We start from the raw sequence: 11,002 nt of genomic DNA, 5'->3' as shown, positions 1-11,002 counted from the left end.
ACGCATGGGGGGAGGGTCTCCGATGTGCTTCTCGTCACTGCAGGGTCGGGTGTGGCAGCTACGACATCCGACTTCGGTGGCGGATTGACGTAGACAATAGCCTGAATTCCCTGCGCAGTGGCTGAGGATTCGCTGATACTGGTCTACAGACTGTCAGCGTTCGGAGCGCGTGCGGGCTCAGCCGAGCGCTGACATCTTCCGGAACCATATGGCCAGAGCGGCGGCCAAGTACAGCAGCGCGGCGAGGGCGAGGAGGCTGTATATCAGCATGAAAGCCTGCGGCCAGCCCCACAGCACGAACGCGAAACAGAGGATGCCGTAGTCCGTCGGAAGCCCGAGCAGAGAGCGCCCGAGTGAGAACCCACCGGCCTGAGCCGCCTGCGCAACGCCCTTCTTGCCGCGCAGCAGGTCGTTCAGGATCATCCCGAAGAACGTCACCGTCGAGATGACTGCGAAGCCGAGCGGCACCAGAAGCCAGAGGTCCGACGGCAGCGGGAAGAACCGGTACCAGCCGATGGCGACTGCGAGCGGAAGAGCGACGAGCTTGGTGGAGTCCAGCACGTGGTCGAGCCACTCCCCCGCGAGCGAGCCTCCTCCACGGAGCCTCGCGACCTGACCGTCTGCGCTGTCCCAGGCATAGCCGACCGCGAGGAGCAGCCAGACGATGATCCCGAGCACGATCGACGGCGGGACCGTCGCCAGGAGCACGATCCCCGTGAAGGTGAAGGCCGCGCTGATCAGAGAGACCTGATTCGGCACGAGCCCTGCGGTGAATGCGCCGGCTGCGATGACCCGGCCGACGGGACGGTTGATGAAGACCGAGTACGCAGGAGCCCCGCGTGCACGCCCCTTCTGGGCGGCCGCGAGGCTCCGGTACGAATCTGCGAAAGTCAGGGCGTCACTCCTCGTGCTCGGAAGTCGTCGAATGTCAGGGTGTACGGAACACTGGTGAAGCCGGATCCCGCGTAGGTCGAGATCCCGACGTAACCGGCGGTCTGCAGTGCTGCGGTGGAATCGGTCGTGGACAGCTGCCAGGCAGCCGGCTCCGTCGTTCCCGCCGCCCAGAGCTTACTCCGGAGCGTCGTCGTACCCGTGCCGAATGCCTGCACCCGCACGTTATATACCGTTCCGGCGGCGAACGTGAAGCCCGCCATGTTCTGCGAGACCAATGCCGTGCCACCGCGGGCGAGCTGTGCCGTCACCGATCCGTCGGCACCGATCAGCCACCGCGCCCGGTAGTCATCCGACCCGACGACCCGAGCGAGTGCCGCGACGTAGACGCGCGCTCCGGCCGGCATCGCCGGCGCGGTCACGGTGAACGTCAGATCCGTGCTCGTCGAGGTGGCGGAGTTCAACGATGCCGTGCGAGTCTGCCCCGCCGCCTGCGTCGTGAACTTCGCTGCCCCGTTGTCGATCGCGACGTTCGCCGCTCCGCTCGTCTGCGTCCAGACACCACCGGTCTGGGCCGTCCCGAGCGTGCCGTTCGCCCGACCGAAGTCGTCGGCGGCGAAGGCCGCACCGGCCGGAGCGACCACCGTCACGGACTTCGTCACGGTGTTCACCGCGCCGAGGTTGTCGGTCACCGTCAGCGTCACCGTGTATGTGCCCGCTGCGGCATACGGGTGCGAAGCCGTCGACCCGGTGGCGGTCGACCCGTCACCGAAGTTCCACGCATACGAGGCGACAGAGCCGTCAGGATCCGTCGATGCCGTGCCGTCGACCGCGACCGTGAGATCGGTCGGAGTCGCCGTGAACGATGCGACAGGGTTCTGGTTGGCCGGGCCCGCCGTCACCGTGACCGCCTTGGTGACCGTTCCGGTTGCGCCCTTGTCGTCCGTGACCGTCAGCTTCACCTGATACGTGCCTGCGGCAGCATATGCATGCGCAGCGGGCGTGACGCCCGTGGCCGTGGCTCCGTCTCCGAAGTCCCAGGCGTACGAGGCGATGGTGCCGTCGGCGTCGGTCGAGGTCGATCCGTTCACCGTGGCCGAGAGCCCGCTCACCGAACTGGTGAATGCGGCGACCGGCGCCTGGTTGGCGGGAGGCGTCGGGCCGCCCGTCGTGGATCCTGCCCAGAAGTTGTCGAACCGGGTCTGGAACGGCACGTTGGTGACCGAGCCGCCGAGATACACACCGAGACCGACGTGTCCGGCCGACTGCAGACCAGCGGTGGAGCTCGTCGTCGACGAGGTCCAGTTCGCGGGCTCAGCCGTGCCGACCTTCCACACCTTGGCCCTGACCGTCGTCGGCGAGGTGCCCGTGGCCTCGGTGCGCACGTGCAGTGCGTCACCGGCGCTCACGGTCAGCCCGGTCGACGCGGTCGTCAGGACGGTAGCCGTCTGCTGCAGCTGCAGCTGGACCCCGCCGGTCGGCGAGACGATGACCCGCGACCGGTAGTCCTCCGTGCCCACACGACGTGCGGCCACCGTGTAGTACGCGCTGCCCCCGGTCGGGAGCTGCGGCAGCACCACGTCGACGTCGACTGCGGTGTCGGTCGAGGAGACTCCCGTGAGGTACGCGTACCGCTGCGCTCCTCCGGCCGGCTGCTGGAACGCCGCGTAGGCGCCGCTGACGAGGTAGTTGGATGCCGTGTTCGACAGGGTCCACGCTCCCCCGGTGTTCGCGGTACCGAGGCCGCTGGCGACCGTGCGGTTGAACGAGTCGGTGGCGTAGGTCACCGCTCCCACCGGCGCCGTGACCGTGATCGACGCCGTCGTCTGCGACGTCGCTCCCTCGTCATCGGTCACGGTGAGCGTGATGGTGTACGTTCCCGCTGCCGCGTACGTGTGGGTCGCGGTCTTGCCCGATCCGGCCGCCGAGCCGTCACCCCAGTTCCACGAGTAGCCGGCGATCGTGCCGTCGGTGTCCTGCGAGGCGCTCGCGTCGACATCGGCCTTCAGGTCGGTGGCGGCGGAGGTGAACGAGGAGACCGGCGCCTGGTTCGCGACGGCTTCGACGACGGACGTCGACGTGCCCGTCGCGCCCTTGTCGTCCGTCACCGTGAGGGTCACCGTGTAGGAGCCCGCGACCGCGTAGGTGTGCGTCGCCGTGGCTCCGGTGCCCGCAGGCGTTCCGTCGCCCCAGTTCCAGCTGTAGCTCGCGATCGTGCCGTCGGCATCCGCGGAGGCGCTCGCGTCGACCGCGAGGCCGAGCTTGGTCATGGTGTTCGTGAAGCTCGCCGTCGGTGCGATGTTCGCGGGCGCTCCCGTGGTTCCCAGCGCGTAGTGCTGCGAGACGGTCGTTCCGGACAGCGGCGACAGGTAGACCGCGACCTCGTCGATCGATCCGTCGAACTCCCAGTCGCCCGGACCCCACGTGACGTCGCCGCCCACGTGCCAGTACCCGGTGTAGTCCTGAGCGTTCGTCTGGCCGTTGGACCCCTGCTCCACGCCGTCGACGTAGAGGCGCATTCCGGTGGCGCCCTGCGTGGCGACCACCTGGTGCCACTGGCCGTCGTTGTACGACGCGGAGGTCTGCAGCGTGTCGGCGAAACCGACCCACACTCCGTAGATGAGCTTGCCGTCCGGTGTCATGTAGACGTGACGGTCGTAGCCCGAGGAGTTGCCGTTCGAGCTGTTGCCGAAGCCGATGATCTTGCCACCGGTGGTCGTGCTCGTCTTGAACCATGCCTCGAGCGAGTACGAGCGGGGGTTCGTGTAGGAGTTCTGGCTGATGACCTGGCCACCCTCGAACGAGGCCGCCTTGTTGGTCACACCGGCGAGGGCTCCGTCGGCGCCCTTGCTGACGCTGCCGAAGTAGGTGCCCTTCTGGTTGTAGCCCGAGGCATCCGCTGCGGTGTCGCCCGTCGACTCGCCGAGTCGCCAGTACAGCGCCGGGTCTGCGGCGTACACGGCCGCGCCGTACGCGTCAGCCGGAGCGGTCGATCCCTCGAGCTCACGACCGGATGCCGTGTAGTGCGAAGCGACCTGCTCGCGGGTCAGCGGGGCGCCGTAGATGGCGACGTCGTCGATCTGACCGGGGAAGAAGGCTGCTCCCGACCACGGGCTGTCGCCTCCGACTCGCCAGTAGCCGTTGTACGCCTGCGCCGACGTGACATCGGTGCGCTGGGCGACGCGGACGCCGTCGATGTAGAGCACCATGCCGCCGTCGCTCAGACCCGCCGACACGTAGTGCCACTGCCCGTCGTTGAACGCGCTGGCCGAGCTGATCGTCTGCGACGACCCCGGGTAGACACCGAAGGTGACCTGTCCGCTCGGCTCCATGTAGACGTGGCGGTCGTAGCTGCCGGAGGTGCCGGTGGAGCTGTTGCCGAATCCGACGATCTTTCCACCGTTGGTGGTGGTCGTCTTGAACCAGGCCTCGATGCCGAACGTGTTCGGACCGGCGATCGCCGATGTCGTCGACGCGAAGCCCTCGCCGGACCCGTCGAAGCTCGACGCACTGCGCGAGTCCGAGAGCATGGCACCGGTGGTTCCGCGGGTCACGCCGCTGCGCACGGCGAGGTCGGATGCGCCGGCCCAGTCATACGAGAGCGTGGCCGACGAGTCGTCGAGGGGCCAGTAGTTCAACGGTGCGTCATCGAGCACCGCGGTGCGGTACGCGCTCGGGGCCGCGGATCCGGATGCCGTCACGGTCGTCGTCCCACCGAGGATCGAGTGTCCCTCGTTGTCGGTGGCACGCACGCGGTACGTGTACGTGGTTCCGTTCGTGACGGTGGTGTCGACGAACGCCATCGGAGGGAGCCCCCAGTCGGCGGACTTCGACCGGACGTTCTCATAGGTCTTGACGACCGCGTTGTCGCGCAGCACCTCGTACTTCAGGTACTCGCTGTCACGGTCGTAGTTGAGCGGCCAGCTGACGCGGACCGATCCGCCCGTGAGGGCGATCGACGAGGCGGGCCAGGCCGTGTTCCAGAGGATCGGTCCCTGCGCGTTGGGCGCCTTCGACGTCACCGCGAAGCGGGCGAGACCCTGCTGACCGGTGTTGTTCACCCGGGTGAACTCACCGCCGTAGACGAGGTACTCGCTGTTCGAGCTGACCGACCACGGGCCCTGCGATGCGCCGCTGACGTTGCCCGCGTTGAAAGCGGGGAACCAGTGCAGCAGCTTGGGCGCCGGGTTGCCGCCGAAGTCGTAGTATCCGAGGTTCAGTCCGTAGGGCGTCGTCCGCGCGACGTCTTTCGAAACCGCGAGACCGCGGTAGAAGGACCAGGGGTCGCTCTGCGGGAAACCGCCTTCGAGGCTGCCGCAGTAGTGCGAGTGACCGGCCGCGTACACGGTGTCGCCCATCGGCTCCACGTCGTACTGGTCGCCGTGGCAGTCGTTGACCCAGACGAGGTCGCCGCTCGACCACGATGCGCGGAAGGAGCCCTCGAGGTTGCCACCGGCGCCGAACACGTAGCCGGTGCCGTAGATGTCGTCGCCGGACGACTTGAGCGAGAGGATCGCCGCGTCGAGTCCGGCGTTGCGGATGACGTTGTTCGCCGAGAACGGCAGCAGGGAGGCGTCGGATGCCGAGACCATGGCCAGGCCGTAGCCCGGGTTCGAGCTGCCGTTGAGAGTCTGGAAGTTACCGCCGAGGACCACCTTGTCGCCCGCGGGAGAGACGGTCACGACACGACCCTGCCGGCCTTCGAGCGCCGGGGCCCAGGGCAGCAGAGCGCCGGCGCGGGTGAACGCTGCGGCGCCGGAACGGTCGTTGCCGGAGACGCGACCGAACGTCCCGGTGATGTACACGGTGTCGTTGGTCGCGGCGACACCCGAGGTGACGCCGTTGGAGTTCGGGTTGAACGCCGCGAGGTTTCCGCTGGGCAGGTCGAACGCCGCCACGCGGTTGCGGGTCTGGGTGTTCACGGTCGTGAAGTCACCGACGATGTAGAGGCGAGTGCCGTCTGGCGACGCTTCGACCTGACGCACCTGGCCGTTGATCGACGGCGCGAACGACGCGATCAGCACCCCGGTGCGGATGTCGTAGGCCAGGAGGTTCGATCGCGGCGTCTCATTCGTTCCGGCGGCCGCCCCTGCGGGGCGTGCGCTGGTGAACTTGCCGGCGGCGTACACGACGTTGCCGACCACGGCCTGATCCCAGACGATGCCGTTGATCTGCACCGTAGGCAGCGAATCAGCGGTGACCGTCGAGGCCTCTCCGGCCGGTGGACTCACGTCCGCCTGCGCGGGCGACATCGTCACCAGCGATCCGAAGGCGACGGCGAGCGTCACCGCGATCGCGATCAATGCACCGCGTCCGCGGCGTCCCCAAGACATTGCTGTAGTGCCCATCGTTCATCTCCCCAGATGATGGACCGTTCGTGCGCGACCCCTACATCGGCACCGAACGATGATTCCCCAGTATTACGTCGCTCGGTGCTGACGACCTAGGGTCGTGGGCCTACGAAGATGACGTTTGGCGCAGAGGCCAATATATCGACGGTAACACGCAGGTCCCCCTCAGGAGAAGAGGGAACTGCAAACTGGAATATCGCTTCTGCGCTGTCGCCCGCTGCGATCGATGCCGGCCAGACCGACGAGGCGTCTCCCGTGAGACCGGCTGCGGGAAGTCTGTCGTCACCGCCGTACGTGAGGGTGACGTTCGCGCCTGCGGTATCGACAGCCTCGTCCGACTCGTTCGTCAGCCGCACCGTCACCTGAATCGCCGGGCCGCTCGGCTCTCCCGGGATGTCGTTGCCGGCAGTGATGGCCTCGAGCGCCGTGACCTCTGAGACGACGCCCTGCACGGGCGGCGCCGGCTCGTCGATCGGCACCTCATCGCCCGCGTCGGGTTTGACGACCGCGTCGGTGGAGCCGGGCGACGGCGTCTCGAACTCAGTGGGCTGAGGCGTCGGTGTCGGCCCCGGGCTGCCCGTGGCGCCGGGGGATGCCGAAGCGCCGGGATTCCCCTCGCTGGAGTCGCTGTTCGCCAGCACACCCCAGACCGTTCCGCCGATGAGGAGCGCCGCGATCACGCCGGCGATCGCCCATCCTCGCCACCCCATCCGCCGACGCGGCTCGTTGAGCGACTCAGACACTGGTCCCCTCCTCCGCGCACCGGTTCTCCGCGTCGATGACACGGATATACCGACATTCTAGGTGAGACTCAGGTGGTGTGACCTGCGCCCGTCGACCCGATCGTATTCGGGTCCCACGGGGTCGTCCGCATGTCGCGACCGATGTGTGAGCAGCGAGGCCACCACGAAGAACAGGATGAAGGCCGTAGCGCTGTCGATCAGCCCGCTCTCGGTGACGGAGCGGATGATGACGAGCGTCAGCAACGGCGTGACGAGCCACCGACGCCGAGACGAGATCAGCGCGCTCGCCACGCACCACACGATGAGTGCCGCGATCAGCGCCGTGCCGATGAGGCCGGTCTGGGCGAGCAGCGACGCCCAGCTGCTGTCGAGCACCTGCTCGTCACGCCACTTGATGTCGACGGGGATCTTCTTGGCCGAGAGCCCGATGCCGATCCACTTCTGCCATTCACCCCAGTCCCAGCCGAGCACGACCCTCCACACGTCGAAGCGCGAGTCGAGCGCGGTGGACGTGTCGTTGGAACCCGCTCTCGTGGCCAGGCTGCCGAACACGTCGGTGAACGAGCCGATGGCGTAACCGAGCGGGAGAGCTCCGAGAAGCAGATAGAGCACGCTGCGGTCGCGGATCCCGTTGACCAGAACGGCGACGCCGATTCCGACGACGATCGCGAGCAGCCCGGTCCGCGATCCGCTGGCCACGGCGATCCCCACCAGGACGACCGCGGCGAGCAGGCGCCACACCCGCACGCCGTTGCGCAGCATCAGGATCACCAGTCCGATGATCGGCGCGGCCACGAGTCCCGCGAGCTCGTTCGGATGGATCTCCGGGATGCCTCCGCCGAGGCGACCACTGGCCGCGAGGCTCGGCAGGCCCGTGACGGCGGCGACGACCGCCACCGAGGCCATCGCTGCGAGGAGGCACACGATGCTCGTCACCCAGGGGACGGTGGTGAGCAGGAAGAGGATCGTGGCCATCACAAGGAACATCCTGCCGACGAGGATGATCGTCGCGGAGTCGTTGCCCGCGAGAACCGAACCCAGCACACTCACCAGCAGGGCGAGGGCGATCACGCATGCAGGGGCGATCCCTACGGCGACCCGCTCGCGTGTCCGCGCGGCCAGGGCGAGGGTGGCGGCGAACGCGAGCACAGCGATGAACGCCTTGGCGACCACCACTCCATCGGCACCGCCGGAGTAGATCGTCGCGCTTCGCCACGGGATCACGCTGACGATGATCAGCACGTAGAGAGCGCACACCGCCGTCACCCGCGCGGTGCTCGGGTGGTGAGCGGACTGCTGCCGGGGTTGGCGACGGGTGTCAGTCAGAGCGGGCATGCGAGCCTCCGGCGCCCGCGAGAACCGGAGCCGGATCACGGTCGGAGATCCGCCATGACTCGGCGATGGAGCCGAGGGACCTCGAACCCGTGTGCAGCATCACCACGCCCACCGGGCGCACGCCCATGACCCGCAGGCGCGTCGTGACGGCCACCAGATCGGTCGCGGACGTGGAGTTGTGCTTCACGTTGATGATGACACCCGCCCCCGGACCCGCCAGCTTCTCGATGAGCGCCGAGGCCCCGGGATCGCAGACGACGACCACCACGTCGAAGGCCTCATGCAGGGCCGCGATGATGCCGGGAAGCGCCGAGACCAGCTTCTCGAGCGGGATGGGATCGTCGGCGACGAAGACCGCGTCGGTCTCCTCACCCGTCGAGATCGGCTCGCCCTCGAGCACCTCGTTGAGCGTGTGACCGTGGCCCTTCACGTGCGATTCTCTCGTGTCCACGACGCACGCGGTCGCGCCGATCAGCCGCTGGGCCTCGAGCATCCCCGTGACCGCCTCGTCGTCAATCGCGTCGTCTGTGGCCGGGACGACCACGTGTGTGCGCACGCCGCCTCCGGCGAGCGCGACGAGGTTTCCTGCCGCTTCCTCGTAGGCGACCGCCGCTCCGGAGTTCGCGTCCTGGCGCAGACGGCTGCGTCTCGGTATCTGCCCGATGACGGGAAGGCCGGACGAGCGTCGGACATCCGAGATCGTGCGCAGACGCCGATTGGTCGTGGTGCGGTATACGGCGACGATCGCTCCGAGCGCGAGACCCGCGATGCCGCCGAGCCCTGTGATCGCCGTCACCTGCGGCGAGATCGGAGCAAGCGGTGCGACCGCCGGCAGCACCTGATCGAGCGCCACGGTGTAGCGCGCGTCATCCTCGTCGTTCTCGGTCTCACCGATCAACTCGGACAGGTGGGTCGCGGCCGAATTGGCGATGTCCGTTGCGAGCTGGGCGGTCGGCGCGTCGGCGCGGACCACGAGCAGCACGGTGTCAGCCGTGTTCTCGGCCGAGACCATTCGCCGGATGTCGCGGTCGGGGTACTCGTCGTCGTCGAGGTCGAGGTCGTCGCGTACGGCGTCGATGACCTCCGGACTGTCGACCAGCGGCGGATACGACTTGATGCGCGCCAGGCTGAACTGGTTGCGCTCGAACAGCGATGCCTCGGTCGAGTCGACGCGCAGCAGGAGAGTCGACGTCGCCGCATAGGTCTCTGGAAGCATCTTGGTCACGAGCCACCCCATGCCGGCCCCGAACACCGCGAGCACGACGATGACCACCCATCCCTCGCGCAGAATACGTCCGTAAGGAACATCTTCCATCGCCAACCCCCTCAGTCGAAGACAGGGCCTAAACCTACCATTCGCCCCGCGGCCACCTGTTACCGCGGCGGCCTCTCGGTCCGACCGTCGGCGACGACGAGCCACCGCAGCCCCAGACCGCCGAGCATCGACGCCACCGCGAGCGCGAACGGGAGAGTCGACGGTTCCGCTCCCCACGCGAGCATCACGATCACGGCGATGATCGCGAGGATGGTGTCCGAGAGGCGGATCAGGAACACCGCCACCTGCTTGCCTCCGACCGCTCCCAGTGCGCCGTACGGGGTGACGATCGCGACGGACATCCCATACGCGAGCCAGGCGACCACCGCGAGCGGATCGACCTCGACGTCGAAGAGAAGCGGACTCACCCAGGGAACCAGCGCCACGGCGACGACGCTCATCAGGACCGTGCCGATCAGGAGGAAGCCCACGACGCGGTCCGCCTCACGGACGGAGCCTCCCGTGCCTGCTCTGTGCTGGTCGGCGAAGCGCACGAACAGGAACGACGAGAGCCCACCGATCACCAGGATCAGTGGCGATGTGTACGTGCGCGCAGCTTCGAGCAGGCCGACCGCGGTGAGTCCGGCGCCCGCGAGCACCAGCAGGCGCAGCACCGTGAACAGGCTGGGGCGCAGCACCTGCTGCAGCCCCCGCCACATGCCATAGCGCCAGACAGGGGCGATCGCGGCACCGCGGAGTCCGACGAGATGTCGATCGGAGCGGGGCACGAGCAACCAGCCGATGACTGTCGCGACGATCTGCCCCGCAGCGATGCCCGCGAGGAACACCCCCAGCGAGAGGGTGCCGGTCGCATTCACGGCGAGGATGATCGCGAGCGCGACGATGAATCCCGAGATATCGGTGGCGGCGGTGCGCACGAACGACATGTGCGCGATAAGGAGCCGCCGCACGATCTCCTCGACGGCGAATGCGGCGAGGGCGACCGCGAAGATCGCCGCTTCGAGCGCATCCGAGAAGCCCGTCAGCCAGGCGGTCAGGAACGCACCAGCCGCGAGCACCGCCGACGTGATGAGCAGCATCGCCTGCAGACCGGCCCGGATCGCACGCTGCGAACGCTCCAGCACGACGAGTGAATCGCCGATGAGCCCCGTCACCACGGCCGTCGCGACGATCACGACCCCGTACAGGATCGCGAAGCGCCCGTACTCGTCGATCCCGAGCAGTCGCGCGACGAGTATCTGCAGAAGCAGACCTATTCCCGCCTGCGCCGCTTGCGCGATCACGGCCCCCAGAGCCTTGCGTTTCATCTCGCCTCCCCGCCAGACATCCTCGCACGCACGACCGAATCACGAGTTCGGGTCTACCGCGGGGACCCGGCGCGCCGCACAGTGATCCGACTCGACACG

Annotated in this window: 6 protein-coding genes; all 6 read right to left on the bottom strand. The window is 67.9% G+C overall.

What is annotated here, in order from left to right:
* Positions 1-177: 177 nt before the first annotated feature.
* Positions 178-759 carry a CDP-alcohol phosphatidyltransferase family protein gene (locus AC04ME_RS04025; RefSeq protein ID WP_327037341.1) on the bottom strand — a complete coding sequence of 194 codons (582 nt, stop codon included), beginning with the start codon at positions 757-759 and terminating at the stop codon, positions 178-180.
* Between the two features lie 131 nt (positions 760-890).
* On the bottom strand, positions 891-6,224 hold the full coding sequence (locus AC04ME_RS04020) for a PKD domain-containing protein (protein WP_475433681.1): 5,334 nt from the start codon (positions 6,222-6,224) through the stop codon (positions 891-893).
* 110 nt (positions 6,225-6,334) lie between these two features.
* On the bottom strand, positions 6,335-6,985 hold the full coding sequence (locus AC04ME_RS04015; protein WP_157550032.1) for a hypothetical protein: 651 nt from the start codon (positions 6,983-6,985) through the stop codon (positions 6,335-6,337).
* Positions 6,986-7,042: 57 nt separating this feature from the next.
* A complete protein-coding gene (locus AC04ME_RS04010; protein WP_475433679.1) occupies positions 7,043-8,320 on the bottom strand; it encodes an O-antigen ligase family protein in 1,278 nt (425 codons plus the stop codon).
* A complete protein-coding gene (locus AC04ME_RS04005; protein WP_475433678.1) occupies positions 8,304-9,635 on the bottom strand; it encodes a hypothetical protein in 1,332 nt (443 codons plus the stop codon). The genes AC04ME_RS04010 and AC04ME_RS04005 overlap by 17 nt, the downstream gene beginning before the upstream one ends.
* A 59-nt stretch (positions 9,636-9,694) precedes the next feature.
* The gene (locus AC04ME_RS04000; protein ID WP_311879887.1) at positions 9,695-10,903 is read right to left on the bottom strand and encodes a lipopolysaccharide biosynthesis protein; all 1,209 of its coding nucleotides are present in this window, start codon (positions 10,901-10,903) and stop codon (positions 9,695-9,697) included.
* Positions 10,904-11,002: the final 99 nt, after the last annotated feature.

This window comes from Microbacterium sp. LjRoot205 (assembly GCF_056175745.1).
The sequence above is the reverse complement of the archived record's forward strand: the minus strand, read 5'-3'. Positions and strand labels throughout refer to the sequence as shown.

Coding starts and splice junctions, on each gene's coding strand:
- AC04ME_RS04010 (WP_475433679.1), bottom strand. CDS start 8,320: ATGCCCGCTCTGACTGACACCCGTCGCCAACCCCGGCAGCAGTCCGCT.
- AC04ME_RS04000 (WP_311879887.1), bottom strand. CDS start 10,903: ATGAAACGCAAGGCTCTGGGGGCCGTGATCGCGCAAGCGGCGCAGGCG.
- AC04ME_RS04020 (WP_475433681.1), bottom strand. CDS start 6,224: ATGTCTTGGGGACGCCGCGGACGCGGTGCATTGATCGCGATCGCGGTG.
- AC04ME_RS04005 (WP_475433678.1), bottom strand. CDS start 9,635: ATGGAAGATGTTCCTTACGGACGTATTCTGCGCGAGGGATGGGTGGTC.